Source organism: Mycobacterium sp. D16R24 (genome assembly GCF_002013385.1).
In the GTDB taxonomy this organism is placed as follows: domain Bacteria; phylum Actinomycetota; class Actinomycetes; order Mycobacteriales; family Mycobacteriaceae; genus Mycobacterium.
Genome location: NZ_MAEV01000005.1, coordinates 1 through 24,558 on the forward strand (window position 1 = coordinate 1; position 24,558 = coordinate 24,558).

At 63.3% G+C, this 24,558-nt stretch carries 24 protein-coding genes and 1 pseudogene; 12 read left to right on the forward strand and 13 right to left on the reverse strand.

All coding sequences use genetic code 11. The features are described 5' to 3' along the window. A partial coding sequence (locus B4383_RS04015; protein WP_176138389.1) for a DNA/RNA non-specific endonuclease occupies window positions 1-1,603 on the forward strand: 1,603 nt, incomplete at its 5' end. A 31-nt stretch (window positions 1,604-1,634) separates the two neighbouring features. Beyond that, complete coding sequence (locus tag B4383_RS04020) at window positions 1,635-2,162, forward strand: hypothetical protein (RefSeq protein ID WP_078288796.1); 528 nt, start codon at window positions 1,635-1,637, stop codon at window positions 2,160-2,162. A gap of 350 nt (window positions 2,163-2,512) precedes the next feature. Here B4383_RS04020 and B4383_RS04025 read toward each other — a convergent pair whose 3' ends face one another. From B4383_RS04025 to B4383_RS04045, 5 genes are all read right to left on the reverse strand, one after another. Beyond that, the gene (locus B4383_RS04025; protein WP_078288799.1) at window positions 2,513-2,908 is read right to left on the reverse strand and encodes a helix-turn-helix domain-containing protein; all 396 of its coding nucleotides are present in this window, start codon (window positions 2,906-2,908) and stop codon (window positions 2,513-2,515) included. Window positions 2,909-3,223: 315 nt separating this feature from the next. Next, complete coding sequence (locus B4383_RS04030; protein ID WP_078288801.1) at window positions 3,224-3,457, reverse strand: AAA family ATPase; 234 nt, start codon at window positions 3,455-3,457, stop codon at window positions 3,224-3,226. Next, entirely contained in the window at window positions 3,454-3,660 is a 207-nt protein-coding gene (locus B4383_RS04035; protein ID WP_078288804.1) for a helix-turn-helix domain-containing protein, read from the reverse strand. The genes B4383_RS04030 and B4383_RS04035 overlap by 4 nt, the downstream gene beginning before the upstream one ends. 594 nt (window positions 3,661-4,254) lie before the next feature. Continuing rightward, window positions 4,255-5,274: a GNAT family N-acetyltransferase gene (locus B4383_RS04040; protein ID WP_078288807.1), complete on the reverse strand. Its 1,020-nt coding sequence runs from the start codon at window positions 5,272-5,274 to the stop codon at window positions 4,255-4,257. A gap of 69 nt (window positions 5,275-5,343) precedes the next feature. Beyond that, window positions 5,344-5,823 (reverse strand): hypothetical protein, encoded by a 480-nt coding sequence (locus B4383_RS04045; protein WP_176126725.1) that lies wholly within the window; start codon window positions 5,821-5,823, stop codon window positions 5,344-5,346. Here B4383_RS04045 and B4383_RS04050 point away from each other — a divergent pair. Next, window positions 5,822-6,166, forward strand: coding sequence for a DUF732 domain-containing protein (locus B4383_RS04050; protein ID WP_078289066.1), 345 nt, complete (start codon window positions 5,822-5,824; stop codon window positions 6,164-6,166). The two genes, B4383_RS04045 and B4383_RS04050, sit on opposite strands and share 2 nt — an antisense overlap. Window positions 6,167-6,170: 4 nt before the next feature. Here B4383_RS04050 and B4383_RS04055 read toward each other — a convergent pair. Continuing rightward, window positions 6,171-6,386, reverse strand: a pseudogene (locus B4383_RS04055) (TetR/AcrR family transcriptional regulator); the annotation flags it as partial. Window positions 6,387-6,527: 141 nt separating this feature from the next. Between B4383_RS04055 and B4383_RS04060 the strand changes: the two are divergent. Continuing rightward, window positions 6,528-8,882, forward strand: coding sequence for a Tex family protein (locus B4383_RS04060; RefSeq protein WP_078288813.1), 2,355 nt, complete (start codon window positions 6,528-6,530; stop codon window positions 8,880-8,882). On the opposite strand, the gene B4383_RS04065 is transcribed toward B4383_RS04060, so the two are convergent. The 3 genes from B4383_RS04065 to B4383_RS04075 all read right to left on the reverse strand — a co-directional run bounded on the left by B4383_RS04065 (window position 8,816) and on the right by B4383_RS04075 (window position 10,530). Next, window positions 8,816-9,115, reverse strand: coding sequence for a hypothetical protein (locus B4383_RS04065; RefSeq protein ID WP_078288816.1), 300 nt, complete (start codon window positions 9,113-9,115; stop codon window positions 8,816-8,818). The two genes, B4383_RS04060 and B4383_RS04065, sit on opposite strands and share 67 nt — an antisense overlap. Window positions 9,116-9,172: 57 nt before the next feature. Continuing rightward, window positions 9,173-9,745, reverse strand: a complete 573-nt coding sequence (locus tag B4383_RS04070) for a hypothetical protein (RefSeq protein WP_078289068.1) — start codon at window positions 9,743-9,745, stop codon at window positions 9,173-9,175. Between the two features lie 68 nt (window positions 9,746-9,813). Further along, a complete protein-coding gene (locus tag B4383_RS04075) occupies window positions 9,814-10,530 on the reverse strand; it encodes a hypothetical protein (RefSeq protein WP_078288821.1) in 717 nt (238 codons plus the stop codon). Between the two features lie 48 nt (window positions 10,531-10,578). Between B4383_RS04075 and B4383_RS04080 the strand changes: the two genes are divergently transcribed. The 5 genes from B4383_RS04080 to cysC all read left to right on the forward strand — a co-directional run bounded on the left by B4383_RS04080 (window position 10,579) and on the right by cysC (window position 17,005). Then, window positions 10,579-11,778: an AAA family ATPase gene (locus tag B4383_RS04080; protein WP_078288827.1), complete on the forward strand. Its 1,200-nt coding sequence runs from the start codon at window positions 10,579-10,581 to the stop codon at window positions 11,776-11,778. A 185-nt stretch (window positions 11,779-11,963) separates the two neighbouring features. Then, window positions 11,964-13,340 (forward strand): sulfatase, encoded by a 1,377-nt coding sequence (locus B4383_RS04085; protein ID WP_078288830.1) that lies wholly within the window; start codon window positions 11,964-11,966, stop codon window positions 13,338-13,340. Window positions 13,341-13,401: 61 nt separating this feature from the next. Further along, entirely contained in the window at window positions 13,402-14,205 is an 804-nt protein-coding gene (locus B4383_RS04090) for a Stf0 family sulfotransferase (protein ID WP_078288834.1), read from the forward strand. After that, entirely contained in the window at window positions 14,202-15,128 is a 927-nt protein-coding gene (cysD, locus tag B4383_RS04095; protein ID WP_078288846.1) for a sulfate adenylyltransferase subunit CysD, read from the forward strand. The genes B4383_RS04090 and cysD overlap by 4 nt, the downstream gene beginning before the upstream one ends. Beyond that, complete coding sequence (gene cysC / locus B4383_RS04100) at window positions 15,128-17,005, forward strand: adenylyl-sulfate kinase (protein ID WP_078288854.1); 1,878 nt, start codon at window positions 15,128-15,130, stop codon at window positions 17,003-17,005. The genes cysD and cysC overlap by 1 nt, the downstream gene beginning before the upstream one ends. A gap of 22 nt (window positions 17,006-17,027) precedes the next feature. Here cysC and B4383_RS04105 read toward each other — a convergent pair whose 3' ends face one another. Further along, on the reverse strand, window positions 17,028-17,369 hold the full coding sequence (locus B4383_RS04105) for a DUF732 domain-containing protein (RefSeq protein ID WP_078288857.1): 342 nt from the start codon (window positions 17,367-17,369) through the stop codon (window positions 17,028-17,030). Window positions 17,370-17,502: 133 nt separating this feature from the next. On the opposite strand from B4383_RS04105, the gene B4383_RS04110 reads away from it, so the two are divergent. Further along, window positions 17,503-19,338, forward strand: coding sequence for an amino acid permease (locus B4383_RS04110; RefSeq protein WP_078288858.1), 1,836 nt, complete (start codon window positions 17,503-17,505; stop codon window positions 19,336-19,338). A gap of 11 nt (window positions 19,339-19,349) precedes the next feature. Here the strand turns inward: B4383_RS04110 and B4383_RS04115 are convergent, their stop codons facing one another. Beyond that, window positions 19,350-20,729 (reverse strand): cation:dicarboxylase symporter family transporter, encoded by a 1,380-nt coding sequence (locus B4383_RS04115; protein ID WP_078288861.1) that lies wholly within the window; start codon window positions 20,727-20,729, stop codon window positions 19,350-19,352. 135 nt (window positions 20,730-20,864) lie between these two features. Between B4383_RS04115 and B4383_RS04120 the strand changes: the two genes are divergently transcribed. Continuing rightward, entirely contained in the window at window positions 20,865-21,596 is a 732-nt protein-coding gene (locus B4383_RS04120; RefSeq protein ID WP_078288864.1) for an MmpS family transport accessory protein, read from the forward strand. On the opposite strand, the gene B4383_RS04125 is transcribed toward B4383_RS04120, so the two are convergent. Next, window positions 21,593-22,912, reverse strand: coding sequence for an MFS transporter (locus B4383_RS04125; protein ID WP_078288866.1), 1,320 nt, complete (start codon window positions 22,910-22,912; stop codon window positions 21,593-21,595). The genes B4383_RS04120 and B4383_RS04125 overlap by 4 nt on opposite strands. A gap of 109 nt (window positions 22,913-23,021) precedes the next feature. Between B4383_RS04125 and cmrA the strand changes: the two genes are divergently transcribed. Continuing rightward, complete coding sequence (cmrA, locus tag B4383_RS04130) at window positions 23,022-23,825, forward strand: mycolate reductase (RefSeq protein WP_078289071.1); 804 nt, start codon at window positions 23,022-23,024, stop codon at window positions 23,823-23,825. Here cmrA and B4383_RS04135 read toward each other — a convergent pair. Beyond that, entirely contained in the window at window positions 23,822-24,481 is a 660-nt protein-coding gene (locus tag B4383_RS04135) for a TetR/AcrR family transcriptional regulator (protein ID WP_286143770.1), read from the reverse strand. The two genes, cmrA and B4383_RS04135, sit on opposite strands and share 4 nt — an antisense overlap. Between the last annotated feature and the right edge of the window lie 77 nt (window positions 24,482-24,558).

A 24,558-nucleotide genomic window follows, 5' to 3' on the forward strand; every position in this document is an offset into this window, starting at 1 on the left:
ACAGAACTTCGGGTCCGCCGCCCAAGCCGGGGCGTCCCTGGCATCCTCGGCGCAGTCCGGTGCCGTGAACCCCATGGACGCGGTCGCGCTGGTACAGGGCGTATCCGGGGGTATCAGCGATACCGCCGACGCCGTGGGCTCCGGTGCGTCGATCGCCTCCACATGGATCAACAACGCCGGTCAGGGCGCCCAGCTCGCCGCCGATGCCAACCCGCAACTCAAACCCCAGGCCGAACAGGTTCAGCAGCTCACCCAAGCTGGCGGGCAAGTCGCTGATCTGACCGGCAAGGTAGCTGGCGGTGTCTCCCAGGTCTCCGGAATGGTCAACACCGCTTCAAGTCTCGGTGCATCCGGCATGCCCGACACGTCGGGAGCCGCCGACGCACTGACCGACACCTCGGGGTCATGGACCCGCACACCGATCAACGGGCCTGGCGATGTTCCGAAGCCTCCCACACCATCGCAGCCCTCTTCTGCCAATCAGTTACTGGGCAACATGGCCGGTGGACCCCAGCAGCCGACCCAACCTGCGTCGCCGGGCAATCCCAACGCGGGCAGCCTGCAAGGAACTCTCCAACCGCCACCCTCAGCAGATGCCGTACAGAAGCAACTCGATCTGGTCAACCAGGCACAGGACCGGGTTAAGCAAGCAGAGTCTGTCCTGAACAAATCTGCGGATCAGCGTTACCGGACTCCGCAGAATGCTCCCAGCCCTGACGAGGTGAAACGACAAGGCCAAGCGCTGTTCGACGCCCGCCGTGAGCTAACCGACCAAACCCTTGCACTCACGGACATGAATCAACGGCTCACCAACAACGGCCAACCGCCGATTCAGATCCCGCGAGTGCCAGACAATGTATCTCGGCAGGCATATCCGCCCGGACCATCTAAGGCCCAGGAATTTTCGGGGGCATTGTCTGAATTCAGCAAAAGCACCTACGGGATCGTCCCCGACATTCCTTCCGACATTCGCACCGCCACCAATTTCGACCAAGCATCAGGTGCCGACAAGGCGTCCCTCGCACTGGACGGCCTCAGTATCGTGCCTGGCCTGGGCGCGATAGGAAGAGGACTCAAAGGAGTCGAAGGCATCCGAGGTGGTGAAGCCGCCGTCCGCGCCGCAGACGACATACCCCTGCCCTCAAAACCGGTCGGCACATCGGTTATCACGGACGCAACCAAACAGGGCGGACAAGCCATCTTCCACGGCGTCGATAACCTTGGTCGCCCGACAGGCATCACAGCACGCATCACCCCCGACATGATCAGGACCGGCACCAAGGCTCCTGATTACGTTCGTCCACCTGGATTCTTGGGTGGTGCTGCTGGGCAGGCTCGCGGACATCTCTTGGCCAAGGTTCTTGGAGGCTCAGGAACTGAAAGCAGAAATATAGTCGCGCTTATCGGGAACCCCGTGAATGCTCCGGCTATGCGCGGATTTGAAGCCGTCGTCCAGGCCGCTGTTGAAAGTGGACGGACGGTTGACTATGTGGTGACGCCTTTGTACAAGGGAAACGAGCTTATGCCTGCTGCCGTACAGATCGTTGCTACAAGTTCGGAGGGCCTGGAGATCGCTGGCACCGTGCTGAACAAGGTACCCTAATAAACCACTAGGATCGGAAGGACGAACGGACATGTCCTCTATAAATGATTTGTCGGCTATTGTGGCACCGCCGGTCACAGCTAGCCGCAGTGACTCCACAGGGGGCTGGATGAACATACATTCCGCCATTGGGTTCACTACCCCAACGGACTATCGAGAAATCGTTGACACCTACGGCGCAGGGGGTTTTGGCAATTTTTTGTGGGTATACCAACCCCAGTCAGACAACAAATTCTTGGATCTCAAGACCCAGATATCGATGCAAGCTGGTGCGCTACGCGAATTGAAAGAGATCGGAGACGAAATCCCTCATCAGATTTCGTCACTAAAAGCGTGTGGCGTTACGGACAACGGCGATGTCATCTATTGGGTTACTGAACAATCTCAAGACCCTGATGGTTGGACAATCGCAGTTAACGCCCCTCGAGACGACGAATGGAGCGAGTATGATGGCTCGCTCCTTGATTTTCTGGTAGCCGTTTTTAGTGGGGCGTATGTGTGTCCCATTTTCCCGGACGATTTTCCCGGGCAGGGCGGAAGCTTGTTCAAACCTGTATAGGGCGAGCCCCGGTCGATAGTCGGCCGGATCGAAATGCAGGCATAGACTTATCAGCCGAACGTATATCTGCCCCATTTTTCCGGATGATTTCCCAGAGCAAGGCGGCAGCTATTTCACGCCGTCTGCCCAACTAGAGCTTGGCCATATTTCCATTCGATATGGATTCGCGCCGGGTCGAAATAGCTGCGATCCCCCCTGCGGTGGACAGTTCGCGCTTTCGCTTGTCGTGGTGTCGTTTGATCGTCGCTGCAGGTCTAACCGCTAAATGGGCGACATGAGCCGGTCGTGCCATGTCTTCGTGTCGTTGGCGACATTGCCGACATGAGACGACACCAATCGGTGACCTGTAGTTATGCTGCGAACGACTCCGCGACACTGCCATAGACACCCGGTGACAAACGGACGATCAACCCGTCCTGACACAGCCGTTGTAGCCGTTTAGGGGCTGCATCCTGACTTATGCCGAATTTCGCGACCACGTCTGTTGCGTTGGTAGTTGAACGAGACGCCACAAACGCCACAATCGCTGAGGCTTGGTCGGTCAGCTGCTTTTCGCTGGCCTTCCGCGCAGCCTCTGCGAGATCTGCTCCGTCTGGCGACCATCTTCCATCGTTGAAGCGCATCTTGTAGCGCGCCTCCTCCACGTCACGACCAGTCACGTGAAGCATGCCTTCTTCGTTCTGGCGTGGCCGCTCCAGCACGGTCACAAAGTCAGCCGCGCCAGCAATCCCCTGAGTACCGCTCACAGTGTCGAGAAAATCGACACTGTCTGCCTTTCTAGTGTGATGTACAGCGATCAGCGAACCCTGCTCGGGGGCAATATCTTTTCAACTCGCGCGCGAACTTGTAGTCACTGGAGTAGCCGCTTTCGCGACGCGCTCGATCCGGTGCAACTAGTTGAAGCGTGTCTACGATAACGAACCCGTCAGGGTGCTCACGCGCGAAGCTCTTTGCGACTTCTAGAGCGCTCGTCGGGTCCGTATCGAACGCCCAATTCTCGGAGCCCAGTCTATCGCCGAGTAGAAACCGGGCGCGGTCCTGCAGCCGCCGATGACCGTCCTCTAGGCCAGGTAGAGCACCGGGCGTTTGTCAGTCGGTACGCCGAACACAGGCTGCCCTTCAGCGATCGCAAGGCCGATATCCAGTACGAGCCATGACTTTCCGATCTTCGGTGATGCCGCGAGAACCCCAAACCCTTCGGGGATTAGGCCGGTAACCATCCAGTTCATAGGTGGAAAGACCTGGTTCATCAGCCAGGTGCCGGTCAGCGGCGACGGGGCGTCTGAGGTGTTCATCGACTCTCCGATGCGAACGCCGCTTCGATGTACTGATCAAGATCGCTCTTGCGATACATGACCCTCGCGCCGATTTTTCCGCTCTTCGGGCCGGCGCCAGTTGCTCGGTACCAGCGCAGAGTGGCCTCTGGCAGGCGGCAGTAATCCGCAGCCTCGGGCAGGGTGAGCAGGCCGGACTGATACTCCAGCTTGTATTCAGACATACAGGTGTTCCTTCAATACGTAGGTGGAATCAGGGCACGCGATGCCGCATGCCCCGCGAAAGCCTCTGGCTGGCTGTTCCGCCCCCCAGGGGCTGCCCCACGCTCGATTGCTGTAGTCGTCAATTCTCGGCGTTGGATGGCGCTCGTTGGCTCCTCACACATACTCCGGGGGTCCGACAGACCCGGGCGTGTCGCGGGCGTGTTTTTAACATTTTTTCCGACAAGTGTGATGATGAACCCCGCAATCCAGCGGGTACTAGCACACAGTCGGCGTCGAATACCGCCCCGGTCGAGTAGTACAAACCCGCCGAAGTTATCGGCCGGGTGAAACAAGATGCTGCTCTGGTGGACTTAGCGCAACTGGTACCCGTCAACGACACGGGCGTCATAGCCAGCCCGCAGTCAGCCCGCAGAAGCCTCGATAGCAGCCGTCAATCGCCATCAAACATCGATAGATATATCGTTGTGCCACAATATATTTCCATAAGCCGTCGTCAACCATCGACTATGACCGTTAATGCAAAAGCCCAGGTGGTATGGCCTTCTAATCCCTAGGTCGCAGGTTCGATTCCTGCCGGGGGCGCTTGCTGATCGTCAACACAACGTTTGAATCACCTGTCGTGTCGCGACGTGGATCTGCCGGGATACCCGCGAAGAAAGACTGAGTTCCCGCACATGGGGAACATCGATGACCGTAGTGACCACTCCCGGCCCATCCGATTCCCAGCGCGCACCTAACCGGTTCAGAATGGTGCGCATCGCGTAGTTCTCCGAGAGCACAGAGGCCGTGAATCGGCGTATACCGTCGGCATGCGCCGACACCGATAGCGCCTCCATCAACAGTGTTCCGATCCCGCGCCCCTGATAGTCGTCACCGACCGTGAAGGCCAGCTCGGCACTGTCTGGTTCGTCGAGGTGCCGGATGAATCGAGCATCGGCAACGACGAGACCCTCAAGGCCGTCGGGCTCATCGGTGAGGGCCCATGCGAAGTGGTCGCGGTAGTCCACCTCAAAGAGGTACGTGATCATCCGCTTACTGGGGACTCCCAGAAACCGGCGGTACACCGTTCGCCGTGACATCCTCGCCAGCCGCCGCCTGTCACCGGGGAGGATAGGCCGCAGATAGAACTGGGCGCCGTCGCGCAGATGCGCCGGAATAGGGGTAACGAAGGTGGCTAGCCGCTGACGCGCGGTCGACACCAATGCCTCTGACACGCCGGGGATTTCAAGCATCGCTGTGAACGCGTCACTGCTGCCAGCCCAGCCTCGAAGCGGTTCGGTCGCGACGACGGTCGCCGTCCGGGCGGTCCCGCGCAGGAGCGCTATCTCACCGACAACCATGCCGGGCACCACGTGCGCGACGACCGAATCCCCGTTCTCTCCGGTATGAAGAATCTCACCACCACCCGAGCCCAGGAGCAGAAACCAGTCGGCCGGTTCGCTCTGACGCATGAGCACCTGCCCGGGAGCCGCCTCAAGGGGCGAGAGCAGCTCGGCCAGCGGAGCAAGCGCACTGACCGGATTGCCTCCGAAGAACTCCAACTCTGCGAGATCGGCGGCATCGACACCCACGATGTGCACCGCCCTAGCTCGACTGGCTGAGTCTGTTCGCATGGTAGTCATCGCCGTCACGCCCGATCAGTTATTGACGGAACCACATGCGAGTCGGCCCGGATGGCGTTCTTACGCCATCAATGCAGCCAACCGGTCCAGCTTGCGCAACGTGACGTCGCGGGACTCCACCGGCAGCAGGCCTAACAGCACACGATGCACCCCGAGATCCGCATGGCGTTCGATATCTCCCGGCTGCGGCTCCAGGATGGTCGCTATCACCGGAACCGGTGGCTTGCCTTTGTGCGCTGCCAGCAGATTGAGTTCGCCGATCCCCTTCTGAAGCTCTTCCACCCCAAGCATTGTCGGCGACATCCAGCCGTCGGCGTGGTCGAGTATCCGCTCGTGGGTAGACGGGCCCATCCCCCAACCACACCGGCGGGTGCGGCCTTTGAGCAGGCCTCGGACAGTGCTTCCTGGATTACTGGAGAGATCCTGGTCATCGGCGGCGGCCTGAACTAAAGCCCGCCCACCCCTGTCCAGTTTGCAATTCGCCAATGCCAAGCCCGCTCCCCTGGCAATAATGCTGGTGGCCGGAAAGGAAACAACCATGGACAAGCTCCGTACCAGGATCGTCGTCGGGATCGCTGCCGCAGGCATGTCAGTGGGCGGTCCGTTCGGCGCCGGCATCGCCCACGCGAATGACCACACGTTCCTGGACAGCCTGCGCAACGCCGGGGTCTTCATCCACAAAGACGCCGAGCCGTACGTGATCCAGGCGGGGCACCAAGCATGCCGCGATCTGCGCAACGGCGTCCCGCCCGAAGAAGTGGGCTCGCAGTTCCCCGTGGGCTCCGGCGTCGCCCCCGCGCCCGCCCCCAACGTATACCTCGACATTCTGCAAAGCGAGCTATGCCCGAATGCGCTGAACCTCGCACCACCCCGACCGGCATAACCGCTCACGCGCCGGTACTGATCACGCCTTTACCCGCATCCCACGCCGCACGCCCTAGAGTCGGCGCAGCGGCCAGCATGTCGAACTTGGCCGCTCGGGCCAGCCACAGGCGGGCGTACTCGACGCACGGCCCCATCCACACGGCCTGACACAGCCTGGGCGGCAGGGGTTTGATGCGCCGCTTGTCCACATGCGGTTGCAGCCACGCACTCGCCTTGCTCCCTGTTGTCCCTGTACCGCTTCGCGGCGACGTTGCTGGAGCAGCATCAGCGCAGCTGACGTAGCCCTTTTGCCATAAATTGCCCAACTCACGCGATCCGCTCCCCAACTCTGTCCCCCGCATTGGGTAGGGTCCCTCGGCGTGACTCAGAGCGTGACCGTGAAATCTGTAAATGCCCGCCTCGCTGCGGAACTGGAGGTCGCCGAAGCCCAGGTCACGGCGGCAGTTCGGCTGCTCGACGAGGGTGCGACGGTCCCGTTCATCGCGCGATACCGCAAGGAAGTCACCGGCAGCCTGGACGACGGCCAGCTGCGCACTCTGGAAGAACGGCTGCGGTACCTGCGGGAACTCGACGAGCGCCGCGCCGCGGTGCTGTCCTCCATTGAGGAACAGGGCAAGCTCACCGACGACCTCAAGGCGGCGCTGCTCTCGGCCGACACCAAGGCGCGTGTCGAGGACATCTACCTGCCGTACAAGCCCAAGCGGCGCACCAAGGCACAGATCGCCCGCGAGGCCGGGCTGGAACCACTGGCCGACCGGCTGCTCGCGGACCCGAGTCTGGTGCCCGACGCGGTGGCTGCCGAGTTCCTGACCGAGAACGTCGCCGATGCCAACGCAGCACTCGACGGCGCGCGCCACATCCTCATCGAGCGTGCGGCCGAGGATGCCGAACTCGTCGGCGCCACCCGCACCAAGTTCTGGGCCGACGGCGCCCTGCGGACCACCCCATGGTCGGAGGACGCGGCGAAAACCGAAGCAGCACAAAAGTACCGTGACTACTTTGAGTTCTCCGAGCCCCTGGAGACCATGCCCTCGCACCGGGTGCTGGCCGTCATGCGCGGAGAGAAGGAGCAGGTGCTCGCCCTCAACTTCGACGGTGGTGACGACGCGCCGTATGAGGCCATGGTCGCGCAATCGCTCGGAGTCAACCTGACCGCGAAAACCCCGGCGACGCCGTGGCTGGCCGGTACGGTCCGGGTGGCTTGGCGGGCCAAGCTCATGTTCTCCGCGTCCGTCGATGCCCGCCTCAAGCTGCGCCAACGCGCCGAGGAAGACGCCGTCGGCGTCTTCGCACGCAACCTCAAGGATCTGCTGCTCGCGGCCCCCGCCGGTACTCGCGCCACACTGGGCCTGGACCCCGGGTTCCGGACGGGCGTCAAGGTGGCCGTCGTGGACGGCACCGGCAAGGTGGTCGACACCTGCGCCGTGTACCCCCACCAGCCGCAGAAGAAGTGGGACGAGGCCAAGGCCACTCTCGCGGCGTTCGTCGCGCGCCATGGGGTCGAGCTGATCGCCGTCGGCAACGGCACCGCTTCACGCGAAACCGATGCGCTGGCGGCCGAACTCATCGCCGACATCAAGGCCGCCGGCGCCAAGGCCCCGACAAAGGCAATGGTCAGTGAGGCGGGCGCATCGGTCTATTCGGCCTCCGCCTACGCCGCGCACGAGCTTCCCGACCTCGACGTGACGTTGCGGGGTGCGGTGTCGATCGCACGGCGCCTGCAGGATCCGTTGGCGGAGTTGGTGAAGATCGAACCCAAGTCGATCGGCGTTGGGCAGTACCAGCACGATGTCACTCCTGGCACGCTCGCGCGCAGTCTCAACGTGGTGGTCGAAGATGCCGTGAACGCCGTCGGCGTCGACCTGAACACGGCCTCGGTGCCGCTGCTCGCACGGGTATCCGGGGTGACGGAATCCCTGGCCGAGTCCATCGTCGCGCACCGCGAGAAGGTGGGCGCCTTCCGTAGCCGCAAGGGACTGCTGGAGGTTCCCCGCCTGGGCCCCAAGGCCTTTGAGCAGTGCGCCGGATTCCTGCGCATCCGTGAAGGCGACGACCCGCTGGACGCGTCCGGGGTGCATCCCGAGTCCTACCCGGTGGTACGCAAGATTCTGGACCGTTCGGGTGTCACCCTCGCCGAGCTGATCGGCAACGAGCGTTCGCTGCGCTCGCTCAAGCCCGCAGACTTCGCCGACGATCGGTTCGGAATTCCCACCGTGACAGACATTCTCGGCGAACTGGAGAAGCCGGGGCGTGACCCGCGGCCCGCGTTCACCACGGCCACCTTCGCGGCGGGCGTCGAAAAGGTGTCGGACCTGAAGGTCGGCATGGTGCTCGAGGGGGTGGTGACCAACGTGGCTGCCTTCGGCGCGTTTGTTGATATCGGCGTGCATCAGGATGGCCTCGTGCACGTCTCGGCGATGTCCGATCGGTACGTGTCCGACCCACACGAGGTGGTCAAGTCCGGCCAGGTGGTGCGGGTCAAGGTCGCCGATGTCGACATTCCGCGTCAGCGCATCGGGTTGACCCTTCGCCTCAACGACGAGCCGCAGCAAGGCAAGCGCCCCGAACGAGCCACCGCCGGCACTCCCCGACGCGACGACAAGAATCAGGGACGGCCAAACCAGAACCGCAGCAAGAACTCCGGTCGTCAGCAAGAAAGCCGGGCGACGGGCTCCATGGCGGACGCGTTGCGCAACGCGGGGTTTGGACGGTAGGAGCTCGGGGGAGCCTCATTTGGGTCGCGGACGAACAGGCCGTACGGGATCACACCGGGCTCAACGTTCGGCTTATAGAAACTTTCGATGCCCCAGATCGCGTACTCGGTACCGTCGATCACGACATGATCGCCGATCTGGATTGTGCGCGCCCCCAGCTCTGCTGAATCGATCATGACCACCGGGCCACGCCCGGTGATGGTGAACCACTTCAGCGCAGTCAGCTCGATCATCTACCGCCCTCGATGCTCTCGTGGCGGTGCAGAAGCGATCTCGCGTTTCATCGCCCCTCAGAACACCCAGCTGCCCGAAGCGGCCAGCACAAAGCCGTGCGGAGGGAAATCGGCCTCGCCAAGGCTTTTCCAGGCATGGCAGGCAAAGATGAAATCCTCTCCATTGCCGCTGCCACACGACATCAGAATGCTCCGAACATTGAGAAACACTTGCAATTGTTTCCCGGCAGAAAAGTGCGGGTATGTCTTGAGGTCCCCCAAAGAGCTAGATCCTTTGAGGAATCTTGCCTGCGGGGCGCCTGAGGTGCCGATATCAATACGGGCGATGTTCTCGCCGTTCGGCATTCCAGGCAGCTCACCCGCGCAGGCGACATCCGCGGGTGGCATTTGGAAGGTCCCCCACGCCTGCAGACGTAACCGGCAGTACACCCCGTCGGCGGGCGAGAAGATGTTCTCGACTGGCCACTGTTTCCCGTCGGTCGGATCGAAGCCCGCGGGATACTTGATCGAGGCCATGGGCAATGAGTCGATGTCCGGGAACTCGGGGGCCGCGATCGCTGGCGCTGCGGAACAAAGTGGACCGATCAGGTTGATCGTCACCACAGCCGTCGCAATGGCTAACTTGCGCATCCCCTCGAGCCCCATGCCGGGTGATGGTACCGAACACCGACCACTTTCGAGGCTTAGAACCGGGTGATCTAATGCCGTTGACGCTCTTCGGTAGCGGCGCAGAAACGATCCCGTGCCTCGTCCACCGTGAGACCGATGCGCACAAGGTCGTACGCCTTCTCCAACCGACACCTACTCATGCTGCCGTCCAACCGAAACCCATCGTTCTGAACCGACACGATAGGAACCAGCTGGTTCCTATCGAATGTGTAGATCCGCGTCAGCCAGCTGCGCGTGGGACCCGCCCCGTACTCCGCGAGGAGTCCATTCCCCACCTGCCAGAAGGAGCTGCCGAACAACGCTCCCTCGCGATGCATGATGTCGTCTGGCACCCCGGTGCGGACCGCGCGGAACTGCGTGGAGTCGCCGGTCGTGCGCCACAACGCCCACTGCGAATTCGGGTGCGCACCACCGGTGTCCAGTGAAAGGAGTAACTCGTCGCGGCCGTCACCGTCCAGATCTCGCAGGAGCATGACACCTGACTCGGCGGAACCCTCGATCTTCGAGCTGACCTTTTGCACCATGATCCCGCTTTGAGTAAAGATGCGAATCTGAGCGGAGGTGCCAGCCACCCATTTCTCGAATCGAAGCCCTACCGAGTCGGCTGAGGTGAGCTGACAATTCTTCGCATCCAATTGGCTGAAGACGTTCCGGCACTGCGTAAGAGAATCGACGCCCGTCCGGCATGCCGTCACTCCCGTGAGACACAGCAGTGCCGCAATCGCCATCAGCGTCACCCGGAACACAGTCACAGCGTAACGCGACTTGTCGGCACCCCTGGCTAACCTGACCCCGTGCTCACCACCGTCGCCATCCGGGGATACCGATCACTGCGCGATCTGGTACTCCCACTTACCCAGCTCACCGTCATCACCGGCGCTAACGGCACTGGAAAGTCCTCGCTGTACCGGGCGCTGCAGCTACTGGCCGACTGTGGTCGGGGCGAGATCATCGGTTCACTGGCGCGGCAGGGCGGATTGCAATCGGCCATGTGGGCCGGGCCGGAAAATCTCAAAGGCGCACGACGCACCGGCACCGTTGAGCCCACGGTCCGCACTCGACCCGTATCCATTGAACTGGGTTATGCGTCAACGGATTTTGGCTATCTGGTAGACCTTGGCCTGCCGATTCCCAGCGAGTCTGCCTTCGGTCGCGACCCGGAGATCAAGCGGGAGGCCGTGTTCACTGGACCATCGCTTCGTCCTAGCGCGACCCTGGTCCGACGGACCCGCCCCGTCGTTGAGGCACGTGCCGATTCGGGGCGCGGATTCGAGGGTTTCAGTCGCTCGCTGCCGTCATACCGCAGTGTGCTCTCCGAATTCCCGGGCAGATTCCCGGAATTAGGCGCAGTTCGGGACACCCTGCGTGGCTGGCGGTTCTACGACGGATTCCGCGTCGACATGCTGGCACCTGCACGTCAACCGCAGATCGGCACGCGCACCACAGTGCTATCGAATGACGGAAGTGACGTAGCCGCCGCCATCCAGACAATCATCGAGACCCGCAGCGACACTCTGGACAAGGTTGTCGCCGCTGCCTTCGATGGCGCCGCGGTGGCAGTCGCCGTGCGTGAGGGGATCTTCGATCTTCAGGTTCAGCAGTCCGGGATGCTGCGTCCGCTGCGGGCCGCGGAGTTGTCCGACGGCACCCTGCGTTTCCTGTTGTGGGCCGCCGCGCTGTTGAGTCCCGAACCACCGCCGCTGATGGTGCTCAACGAGCCGGAAACGTCGCTGCATCCCGATCTCATCGCTCCGCTGGCGACGCTCATTCGCGCGGCGGCCGCGAAAACCCAGGTGGTCGTGATCACCCACGCCAACGCGCTGGTGGATCATCTTGCCGCGCGGCCGTTGCGCGAGATCCTCGCCGGCGACGAGGACCGGTTCGACGCCGCCGGTTCGGCTGTGCGGCTCGAACTTGTCAAGGACTGGGGCGAGACGCAGATCGTCGGGCTCGATGCGCTCAAAGCCCCGTCGTGGCATTGGGGTTCTCGCTAGACACGCAGCAGATCACCACTTGATGAGGCCCTGTTGGGTCTGCCGGTGTCGTCCGTGGCCTAGTCGGTCATATCGTGAGGTTTCGGGGCGCACCCTGAGAGTTAGTTTCTCGTGGTGAGCCGAAGGGTTGCCAGACAACGGATCACACTGTTGGGTGGACCCTCGAACCCCAGGAAGGGAGCGCAGTGACCGAAGCGTCACGAGACAACGTTCTAATCGTGCATTGGCACGACCTCGGCCGCTACTTGGGCGTCTACGGGCATCCCGACGTATCCAGCCCACACCTGGACCAACTGGCGGCCGATGGCATCCTGTTCACCCGCGCGCATGCCACGGCACCGCTGTGCTCACCGTCGCGTGGTTCGCTTTTCACTGGCCGGTACCCACAGAGCAACGGCCTTATCGGCCTGGCTCATCACGGCTGGGAGTACCGCGCCGGGGTGCGCACACTCCCCCACATTCTGTCTGGATCGGGCTGGCGCACAGCACTGTTCGGAATGCAGCATGAAACGGCGTATCCGGCCACCCTGGGATTCGACGAGTACGACGTATCCAACTCGTATTGCGAATACGTGGTGGAACACGCGAGCCGCTGGTTGCGCAATTCCCCCAACACGCCGTTCCTGCTGACCGCCGGATTCTTCGAAACGCACCGCCCATTTCCTCGGGAGCGTTATGAACCGTCCGACGCCGGCACGGTGAATGTCCCGGACTATCTGCCCGATACCCCCGAGGTGCGCGACGATCTCGCCGAGTTCTACGGCTCGATCGCGGTGGCCGACGCCAAGGTCGGTGAATTACTGGACGTGCTGGCCGAGACGGGCCTCGATGAGAACACCTGGGTCGTCTTCATGACCGATCATGGCCCGGCGTTGCCACGGGCCAAGTCCACTCTGTACGACGCCGGTACCGGTATCGCATTGATCGTCCGCCCACCGCGGCGCCGCACCACCGAATCGCTCCGGTACGACGAGCTCTTTAGCGGGGTCGATCTACTGCCCACCCTGTTGGGCTTGCTCGGTGTCGACATTCCCGAGGAGGTTCAGGGAATTTCACATGCCGACAATATTCTGAAGTCGACGGGCGAACTGGAACAAATCCGCTCCGAGCTATTCACCGCGAAGACATATCACGATTCTTTTGATCCTATTCGAGCCATTCGAACAAAGGATTACAGCTACATAGAGAATTATGCGCCCAGGCCGGTGCTGGACCTGCCGTGGGATATTGCCGACAGCCCACCGGGCCGGGCCGTCGCCACACACATCACCAATCCCCGCCCGCATCGCGAGCTCTACGACCTCGTGAACGATCCGGGCGAGGCGCACAACCTGCTGGGACTCGATGCCAACGAGAAGTCCCAGGCCATCGCCGACGATCTGGCGCTGCGCCTCAACGATTGGCGAGAGAAGACTCTCGACGTCATTCCCTCCGATTTTGCGGGCACACGCATTTCCGAGCGCTACACCGAGACATTCCTACGCATCCATGGCAGGCCCGGAGCCAACCGTTCCGCCATCGCCGACGAGCGTGGTGTCGAACAACAGTTACCTTCGCCATGATTGCAATTCACGGCGAGCCCAATTAGTCGAATACAAAACAATTGCGGTTAGGCTACTGCGCATGCCCGACCATCCCGCCGCATATCTGGTGCTCGCATCGCAGCGCAGTGGCAGCACCCTACTGGTGGAATCCCTGCGAGCGACCGGCGTGGCCGGCGAACCACAGGAGTTCTTCCAATACCTGCCGACCACGAGCATGTCTCCACAGCCACGGGAATGGTTCGCCGACGTACAGGACGAGTCGATACTGCGTCTGCTCGATCCCTTGGACGCAGGCAAGCCCGACCTGGCGCCCGCGACCATCTGGCGCGATTACATCCGCACCGTGGGCCGCACCCCCAACGGAATCTGGGGCGGCAAGCTCATGTGGAATCAGACCTCGCTGCTCTTGGACCGCGCACAGGATCTTCCCGAGCGTTCCGGCGAAGGATTGCTCGCCGGCATCCGCGATGTGGTCGGCAGTAACCCGGTGCTGGTGCACGTGTACCGACCAGACGTTGTGTCCCAGGCGGTTTCGTTCTGGCGCGCGGTGCAGACCCGGGTGTGGCGCGGACGTCCGGATCCCGGGCGCGATGCCCGCGCCGAGTATCACGCCGGCGCCATCGCCCATGTCATCACCATGCTGCAGGCGCAGGAGGCGGGGTGGCGCCGCTGGTTCGCCGAAGAGAACATCGAACCCATCGACGTCTCGTACCCGTACCTCTGGCGCAACCTGACCCAGGTGGTCGCCACCGTTCTGGAGGCACTGGGACAAGACCCCCGGCTCTCGCCACCACCCGTGCTGGAACGGCAGGCAGATCAGCGGTCTGACGACTGGGTGGACCGATACCGGACCGACGCGGAAAGAGAGGGGCTGCCACTATGAGCGACACCGCGACGACACCTGATCTGTTGCAGGTCAACGAGCTTCGGCTGCTGGAGGCCGAAGCGGTGCACATCATCCGGGAGGTGGCCGCCGAGCTGCAGCGCCCGGTGCTGCTATTCTCCGCGGGCAAGGACTCGATCGTCTTGCTGAAGTTGGCCGAGAAGGCCTTCCGGCCGGCACCGCTGCCGTTCCCGGTGCTGCACGTCGACACCGGACACAATTTCCCCGAGGTGATCGAGTTCCGTGATCGCCGAACCATCGGGCACGACCACAAACTGATCGTCGCCTCCGTGCAGGAGACGATCGATGCCGGGCGGGTCGCCGATCCGGGCCCGGGCGCCTCGCGTAACCGTCAGCAGACCCGAACCCTGCTGGACGCGTTGGAGGCCGGCGGTTTCGATGCGGCATTCGGCGGCGCGCGGCGCGACGAGGAACGCGCCCGCGCCAAGGAGCGGATCCTGAGCTTCCGGGACGAGTTCGGCCAGTGGGATCCGCGGGCACAACGACCCGAACCCTGGTCGCTGTACAACGGACGCATCCGCAAGGGCGAACAGGTTCGTGTCTTTCCGTTGAGCAACTGGACCGAACTGGACATCTGGCGCTACATCCAGCTGGAAAACCTTGAGCTGCCCTCGATCTACTATGCCCATCAACGCGAGGTGTTCGAGCGTGACGGCATTCTGCTGGCCACCTCCGAGTACACCACCCCCGCCGGCGACGAAACTGCCGCCACCGAATGGGTGCGCTACCGCACCGTCGGCGACATGACCATCACCGGTGCAGTCCGCTCGCAGGCCACCGAGATCGAAGGGGTGATCGCGGAGATCTCCGCGGCCACCGTGTCCGAACGCGGCGAGACTCGGGCCGATGACCGCACATCCGTGGCTGCCATGGAAGACCGGAAACGAGAGGGCTACTTCTGATGAGCACCCAGACCGCGGTCGACACCCGCCAACTACTGCGTATCGCCACCGCCGGTTCGGTGGATGACGGCAAGAGCACGCTCATCGGACGGCTGCTCCATGACACCGACAGCCTGCCGGTCGACCATCTGGAGGCCGTCACCGACGACGAGGGGAACGCCGACCTCGCCGCGCTGTCAGATGGTCTGCGCGCCGAACGCGAGCAGGGCATCACGATCGACGTCGCCTATCGCTTTTTCTCCACGGAGAGCCGAAGCTACATCCTGGCCGACACTCCGGGTCACGAGCGCTACACCCGCAACATGTTCACCGGTGCCTCCAACGCGCATGTCGCCATTCTCCTGGTCGACGCACGTGCCGGGGTGCTGCGCCAGACCCGTCGCCACGCACGCATCGCAAAGTTGTTGGGCATCAAGCATTTCGTGGCCGCAGTCAACAAGATCGACCTGGTCGACTTCGATGCGCAGCGGTTCGCGGAGGTAGAGCGCGAGCTGCATCTACTGGCTGACCGGCTGGGCAAGGTGGACATCACAGTCATCCCGATTGCGGCCAAGCTGGGCGACAATGTGGTGCACCGCTCCGAGAACACCACGTGGTACAGCGGGCCGACCCTGCTCGAATACCTAGAGGGCATTGAGCTTTCGCCGCCGCAGCCCGATCCCGCCAAGCTCCGCCTGCCCGTGCAGTGGGTCTCTCGTCCCACGGCTGATCAGCGCCGCCGGTACACCGGCCGGCTAGCGGGCGGCACCCTCAGCGTCGGAGATCCGGTGGTGAATCTGCCGTCGGGAACTCGGTCAACCGTGACGGTGGTGGACACTCTGGACGAGAACCGTTCCACCGGCGTGGCTCCGCTTTCGGTGTCGATCGAATTGGCCGACGATATCGATGTGGGCCGCGGCGACGTGCTGGTGAGCGGCGCAGAAGATGCTGTGCTGCCGGTGCTGGCGCGTGAGCTCGACGCCACGGTCTGCTGGTTCACTAACGGTCCGTTGCGGGCGGGTGACCGGCTCGCACTCAAGCAGGGCACCCGGACCGTACGGGCCACCGTTCAGGCTCTGCATACCCGGCTGGATCCGGAGACCCTGGACGAGCTGGATGGCCCGGTTGAATTGGCGCTCAACGACATCGGCTCGGTCACCCTGCGCACCAGCTCGGTCGTGGTGGCCGATTCCTATGCCGACAGCAGAGACAGCGGCGCGTTCATCCTGATCGACGAGGCGTCCAACGACACTGTCGGCGCCGGCACCATCACCGAAGCGCGTGAGGTCAAACCGGAAACGCACTCACGCACCGATATCCGCTGGCACCCCTCGGCGCTGGACCGCGAATACCGTTGGGACAGCACTACTCAGCGCGGTGCGATCATCTGGTTCACCGGTCTGCCCGCATCCGGCAAGTCGACCATCGCGGTGGCGGTGGAACGCGCACTCGTGGAGTCCGGGCAGGTCGCGTACCTGCTCGACGGCGACAACCTGCGCCATGGACTTTCCGATGACCTCGGGTTCTCTCCTGGCGACCGCGCCGAGAATATCCGCCGGGTGTCGCACCTCGCGCGGCTCTTCGCCGATGCCGGCGTAGTCGCGCTGGCATCGCTGGTATCGCCGCTGCGCTCCGATCGAGAGACCGCGCGCAGCATCAACGCCGCAGCCAAGCTGCCGTTCATCGAGGTGTACATCGCCACCCCGCTGGCCGAATGCGAGAAACGAGACCCCAAGGGTCTGTATGCACGCGCCCGCGCAGGCGAGTTGAAGGGTTTAACGGGTGTCGAGGCGCCCTACGAGGCCCCGGAAAATCCTGAGCTCGTCCTCGACACCACCGGTGCCGATATCGACGGACTAGTGGCTCAGGTACTCGACGTTCTTCACCGCGCTCGCTGAGCGCGGTGAAGAACGAACCGGCCTAGGTGTGGCTGGCGGCGCGCTCCAGAACGGGACGCTGCTCGGGGCAGTACTCGTCGATCGAAGCAGATAGGAACTGCCACTTCTGCTCGGTGGAGGTGGTGCGATCGAGGTTCTTGGTCAGGAAATCGGTCGCCTGGTAGGCGTCCTTGTCCAGGCCCGTGTCCAGACGGTGGCACGCGATCTTGCCGAGGTAGGCAGTCTTGTCCGGTGGCGCGTAGATGCCGTATGAGTGCAGTGTCTCGTTGAAGCTGACGTCATCGGCATGTGCCGGGGAGGCCATGGCGATCGCGGCAGCACCCGCACCCATCGCGATCATCGCAGTAAGACTGAGTCCCTTCATGTCGGTGAGTCTACATCCGTTGACCTCAGGGGACATAGGTTCGCAGATGTCATCGTGATTGACACCACTGTCGCGACCTCAAGATCACGTAAAGAACCACGAAAACCCCTACGTCTGTGCCTACTCTCCCCCGGTGGTTTCTGCGCCTCCCTCCCCTCCCGTACCGCCGCGCGTCGCCGACCCTCGCCTGCGCAGTGCCCTCAAGGAGGACGCGCACAAACTGACCTCGGTCGGCGGACTCGCGGCACTGTCCCTGGACGCGCTGTCCTCGGTGGCCTACGGCCCGGAGGCCATCGTCCTGGCCCTGATCGCGGGCGGGGTCGGTGCCATCGCCTTCACCCTGCCGGTGGCCATCGCGATCACGGTGCTGCTCATCGTGTTGGTGTTCTCCTACCGCCAGGTCATCGCCGTGCACCCCGAAGGCGGGGGCTCGTACGCCGTGGCCAAGAAGGACCTCGGCCGCGGCGCGAGCCTGCTGGCCGCCGCGAGCCTGGTCGTCGACTACGTACTCACGGTCGCGGTGAGCCTGGCCGCCGGGGCGGCGAGCCTAGCGAGCGCCTTTCCCGCGCTAGCCCCGCATCTGCTGTCCATCACGCTGGTCGGCCTGGCGATTCTGACAATCCTCAATCTCATCGGCATCAGCGAGTCGGCCAAGGTGCTCATGCTGCCGACCTTCCTCTTCATCGCGTGCATCCTGGCGATCATCGTCTTCGGACTCGCACACTCCACTCCCGTGGCCGTCATCGGCAAGGACCTCGGCCCCGTCGAGCCTGTCAGCGTCCTCGGCATCATCTTGGTTCTCAAGGCATTCGCGGCCGGGTGTTCGTCATTGACGGGCGTGGAAGCCATCGCGAACGGCGTCCCGGCCTTCAAGACCCCCGCCATCAAACGGGCCCAGCACACCGAGGTCGCCCTGGGAATTCTGTTGGGCCTCATGCTGATCGGCCTCAGCATTCTCATCAAGGCACACCACGTGGTTCCCCGCGGTGACGTGACCATCCTGGCGCAACTGTCCGCGGCGGCCTTCGGCACCGGAATTCCGTTCTACGTCACGAATGTGACCGTGGCACTGATCCTCGGCTTCGCGGCCAACACCAGCTTCGGTGGACTGCCGGTGCTGATGAGTCTGCTCGCCAAGGACGACCGGATGCCGCATTTGTTCGCGTTGCGGGCAGAGAAGCCAGTCTACCGCTACGGCGTCGCCGCGCTCGCCGCATTCTCGGCGCTGATCCTCATCGCCAGTGACGCCGATACCCACCGCCTATTGCCGCTGTTCGCGATCGGGGTGTTCATCGGATTCACCATCAGCCAAGTTGGTTTAGTCAAACACTGGTTCGGCACCCGCACATCCGGCTGGCAGTGGAAGGCCGTACTCAATGGGTTCGGTGCGGCGCTCTCGGCCCTCGCCATGGTGGTGTTCTTCGCCAGTAAGTTCACCGAGGGCGCGTGGCTGCTCGTCATCGTCATCCCCCTGCTGATTCTGCTTTTCGGGCGCACCGAGAACTACTACCTCGGCGTCAAACGCGAACTAACCCTCGATGAATTGCCCACGCTGACACCCAATCCCCCGGACCAGACACCCCTGGTGATCGTGCCGATCGACGACATCAACAAACGAACGGTCCAGCTGCTGGAGGCGGCACTGCATCTGGGTGGCGAGGTGGTGCCGGTCACCATCAGCCGCACGGATCAGAAGGCGCACGCGATGACCAAGCGCTGGGATCAGTGGAACCCGGGACTTGAGCTGATCGTGTTGCCTACCGCGTATCGATCCCTGGTGACCCCGCTGGTGGAATACGTCAAGAAGCGGCAGGCCGACGGTCGCCAGGTGACCGTGCTCATCACCGAGATCAAGACCAAGCGGCGCTGGCACCAGATTCTGCACAACCAGACCGGAATTGTGCTGACAGCCAGCCTCATCGACCGCACCGACGCGATCGTCGCCAACTACCCGTACCGCATGAACTGACGGCGTTGCCGTCAGTTCACCACCGGCGCGGGCACCTTCTCGTCCGCAACGGTATCGGCGTGGTCGTCGAGCATGGTGGTTTCGTCGAACGGATCGGCACCCGAGAGCACTGTCTTGACCCGCTCGCGATCCGTCGTCTTGGTCCAGGTTCCGATGAGCAACGTGGCCACCGCATTGCCGGAGAAGTTGGTCAGCGCACGCGCCTCGGACATGAACCGATCGATGCCGACGATCATGCCCACACCGTCGACGAGATCGGGCCGATGGCTCTGCAGTCCCCCTGCCAGCGTGGCCATTCCGGCACCGGTCACTCCGGCCGCACCCTTAGAGGCGATGATCATGAACACCAGCAGTGAGATCTGTTCGCCGATCGACAGCGGCTTTCCCATCGCGTCGGCGACAAACAATGAGGCCATCGTCAGATAGATCGCCGTCCCGTCCAGGTTGAACGAATAGCCGGTCGGGACGACGATGCCCACCGTCGACTTCTCGACACCGAGGTGGGTCATCTTCGCGATCAATCGCGGCAGTGCCGATTCCGAGGACGAGGTCGAGACGATCAGCAAGTATTCGCGTGCCAGGTAGCGCACCAGCTTGAAGATCGATACCCGGGCCACCACCCACAGCAACACCCCCAGCACACCGAAGATGAAGATCGCGCACGTCGTATAGAAGCCGAGCATCAGTGCGCCCAGCTCTTTCACGGCGTTCCAGCCGGTCTGGCCGACCACATTGGCAATGGCGCCGAAAGCACCGATGGGCGCCAGCCACAACACCATGATGAGAACCTTGAAGACCAGCTTCTGGAGCATCCCGATACCGCGCACGATCGACTCACCGGTGGATCCGAGGGCCTGCACTGCGAAGCCGACCAGCAACGCGATGAACAGCGTTTGCAGCACGCTGCCGGAGGTCAATGCCGAGAACATCGTCTCCGGCACAATCGATTTGATGAAATGCCAGGTTCCACCTGCGGCGTGAGCCTGGTCGGCGTATTTGGCGCCCGCCCCCTGGTTGGCCCCGGACAGATGCAACCCGGTACCGGGCGCGAGCAGATTGCCCACGACAAGCCCGATCGCCAAGGCGACGGTGGACATCGCCAGGAAATATACGAATGCCAATCCGCCGACCCGGCCCACACTGGCGGCCTTACGCACGGATCCGATGCCGAGCACGATCGTGCAGAAGATCACCGGGCTGATCATCATCTTGATGAGGCTGACGAAAATCTCACCGAGTACGCCCACCGATTTTCCGAATCCCGGCCACAGCATGCCGACGACCACACCGAGCACTACCGCGACAATGACCGCGATATAGAGCCAATGCGTGCGGTCCTTGTGTTTCCTCCGTGGAACACTCTCGGTAGCCGTTGATTTGGTCGCTGTCATGGCCCCTATCGTGCCGTACCGTGACCGGGATCACAGCACGACCCCACCATCTACCCACGTCCGGCGACGATCCACCGAAAACACGGTTGACCGGCTTTCACCTGCGTTGATGGCTTGACGGGTACCCTGGCGGCCATGGACAGCAACCGCCGCGACGATGCGGCCGCCCCAGGCGGCTCCACGTCATACGGTCCGTGGTCGCAGTCCAGCCAACCGTTGGATTACCCCGAGGACCCGGCCTACGCCTCGCAGGCGTTCGAGTATCCCGCGCTCTCCAGCACCGCCCAGCCCAACCAAACGGCGGTGCTGCCGCAGCAATACGGGTCGTACGGACCTCCCCCACAGGATCCCGAGCCCCCACGCCGATCGAACACCTTCTGGCTATGGGTCGTCGGTGTGGGTGCGCTGGTCGTCATCGTCGCGTTAATCATCACCCTCGTCGTCCTTATTCAACGCGAAGATGACCGGCCCCCCACAGTTATTGCCACCCCGTCCACCCGGACGTCGACGACCACAGCACCCAGCGTGCCGAGCCTGCCGCCGATACCGAGTTTCACCATTCCGCCGATCCCGGTGAACCCTCCGACGCAAGGCAGCCAGGCCGCCACCGAGACGGTGGTCTACGAGGTCGGCGGCCGCGGCCCCGCCCTGAACGTCACCTACTTCGATGCGAGCGGATCCCTGCAGATGGAGTTCAACGTCAAGCTGCCCTGGCGCAAGGAGGTCAAGCTGAACGCCGAGCAGGTGACCAACGCCGTGGTGATTGCGGCCGACTTCTCGCACGATGTGTCCTGCACCCTGCTCGTCAACGGAACGCAGAAGAGCACCACGTCCGGGAAGATGGCGACCTGTAGCGGTATGGGCTAGCTTGAGCCGCTGACGTTTTCGCCGGTCACCGGGTCATACCGGGGAACCTTAACGAAGATCACCGCCACCAGTCCCAGCGCGATCATCAACACCGGCCCGGCGATTCCCGCACGGGTGGCGTGGAAGAGCAACGCAAACGTGGCGAACAGCCATGGGCCCGCGAAAGAGACCGCCCGCCCCGTCATGGTGTAGAGACCGAAGACGAACGCCTCCCGGCCGGCTGGCGCCATGCGCAGCACTAGCGTTCGGGCCGCTGACTGCGGCGGGCCGACGAACGCCGCGATGGCAAGCCCACAGATCCAGAACGCGGACTGACCCGACAGACACATCATCAGGACGCCGAGGGTGACGATCGCGGCAAGCGAGCCGACGATGATTCCCTTGGAACCCAAACGGGTATCGATTAACCCACCCAGTACCGCGCCAACTGCCGCCATCACGTTCCCGGCGACCCCGAACAGTGTGATGTCGGCGCCGGATAAGTGAAAGACCCCGCTGGCGATGACCGGGGTCAGTGCGAACATCGCCACCATCCCATCGCGGAAGATCGCACTCGCGATAAGGAAGTAGATGATGCGCCGGTCCATGTGCCACTGCTCGACAAGGTCGCGCCACAACTCCCGGTACACCCCCAACAATCCGGGTGAGCTGGGCAGTGGGGCCCACGGATCAGGTACCGGCCGGGATAACACCAGCGGCAGCGCGAACACGACGAACCACGCCGCCGCCAACAAGGCCGAGACGCGCACGTCGAATCCGTCGGCGGCGGGTATGTGGAAAAGCCCACGGGTCGGTCCATCCCCCGAGATGAAGCCCAGATAGCACACCAGAAGGACAACGACACCGCCGATGTACGCGGCCGCCAGGCCGAGGCCGGAGACCCGCGAGGCGTTGGCGGGCGTGGTGAGCCCGTGCATCATCGCGTTGTACGGAACCTGGGCCAGCTCGTTGAACACCGAACCCGCGCAGTACAACCCGAGACCCAGCCACAGGTAGCGGTTGTCCTCGCGCACCAGGCTCATCGTGCTCGCAACGAGCACCACCAACGTGGTGAGTGTGCCCAGCGCGACACGGCGCCGCCTCGGGGTGTCTGCCCATACCCCGATCACCGGCGCGAGCAGAAAAACAAGAACACCGCCCAGACCCATCATCCAGCCGAGGAGGCCCTGCGGGACGCCATCGGGCATCCCCGCGCCGACTCTGCCGGTCAGATACGGCGTGAAGATGAACATCACGATGACGGTGTTGAAGGCCGCAGACCCCCAGTCGAACGCCGCCCAGGCAGCTATCCGGCCGCGTGAGACAGGGGTGTTCAATTGTCGGCCGGGTCCTGGGTCTTGACGCCCCACAGGCTCCTCGACCCCAGGCATGCTCATTCCGACCAGCGTAACCTGGCGCGCGCTGGGCAACCTTTACCATTGCCCCATGCCGATACCCGCACCAAGTCCCGATGCCCGCGCCGTTGTCACCGGAGCCTCCCAAGGGATCGGAGCGGCACTCGCCGAAGAGCTTGCCGCCCGCGGCCACAACCTCATCATCACCGCCCGTCGCGGCGAGATCCTCAGCGACCTCGCGAACACCCTGACCGAGAAGACGGGTGTGATCGTGGAGGTGCGTGCGGTGGACCTCGCCGACCCCGGCGCGCGTGATGCCCTCTGCAAGGAGCTGTCCGAGCGCAACATCTCGATTCTGTGCAACAACGCCGGTACCGCGACGTTCGGGCCGATACGCGGCCTGGACCCCGAGGGCGAACGCAAGCAGGTGCAGCTCAACGCGGTTGCGGTGCATGACCTTACGCTGGCGGTGCTTCCCGGCATGCTTGAGCGTGGCGCCGGCGGCATCCTGATCTCGGGATCGGCGGCCGGAAACTCCCCGATTCCCAACAACGCCACCTACGCGGCGACCAAGGCATTCGCAAACACCTTTTCCGAGTCGCTGCGTGGTGAACTCAAGGGCACCGGGGTACATGTCACGCTGCTCGCGCCCGGACCGGTGCGCACCGTCGAGCCCGACCCCGCCGAGGCGTCGATCGTCGACAAAGTGGTTCCAGATTTCCTGTGGATCAACGGGGAGTACACCGCGCGGGTCTCACTAAATGCGTTGGAACGCAACAAGATGCGCGTCGTCCCCGGCATCACGTCGAAGGCAATGTCGGTGGCCGCCGGCTATGCGCCGCGCGCCATCGTCGCGCCGATAGTGGGCAGCTTCTACAAGAAGCTCGGCGACTAACCGTCGCCGCGCAAGTCCAGTAGCGCCACCCTGGCCGTCTCGACCTTCCCCGGATCGAGCGCGCGCTGCGGGTCGATGATGACACCCTTCGACCGCAGGAACACATCGACCGAGACCCACAATGTCTCGGCCAGGCGTTCGCCGGCGGTCTCGTCAGGTGCGGAACCCCGAGCTACTCGCCATAGCGCCGTCGTCGCCGCCGTGCCGATCAACGCGGCGGCCAGCTGATCCGCGCCGGCCGGATGTACGTTGACGCGCTCAAGAAACGACGAGATCACCGCGGCGAGTTCGGCGATCACACCGTCGTCACGCAGAGCCGGGGCCTGCTTCCCGCGCACGCTCACCATCTGATGTTCGACGAGGAAGCGGGTCGATTGCGGGAACCGTTGCACCAGCTGAAGAAAGACAGACGCGGCGCGCTGCGCGGACTGTCGCGGCGGGATGCATATGTCGACGGCCGCGGTCAACTGGTGCCGTACTCCCGCCACCATGGCCTGTGCCACCGAGTCGAAGAGATCATTGCGGTCTTCAAAATGCCGGTACAGCTTGGGTTTAGCGGAGTGCGCCACGCGCACGACATCCTCCACCGTGGCCGACGGGCCGTTTCTCTCGATCGCGACCACTGCCGCAGCGACAAATTTCCGGCGCACTCGCACCTTGTGCTGCACCCAGCGTTCACGCCGGGCATCACCGTGACCTGACATGCCATTGACGCTACTCTAAGTACCCGGTA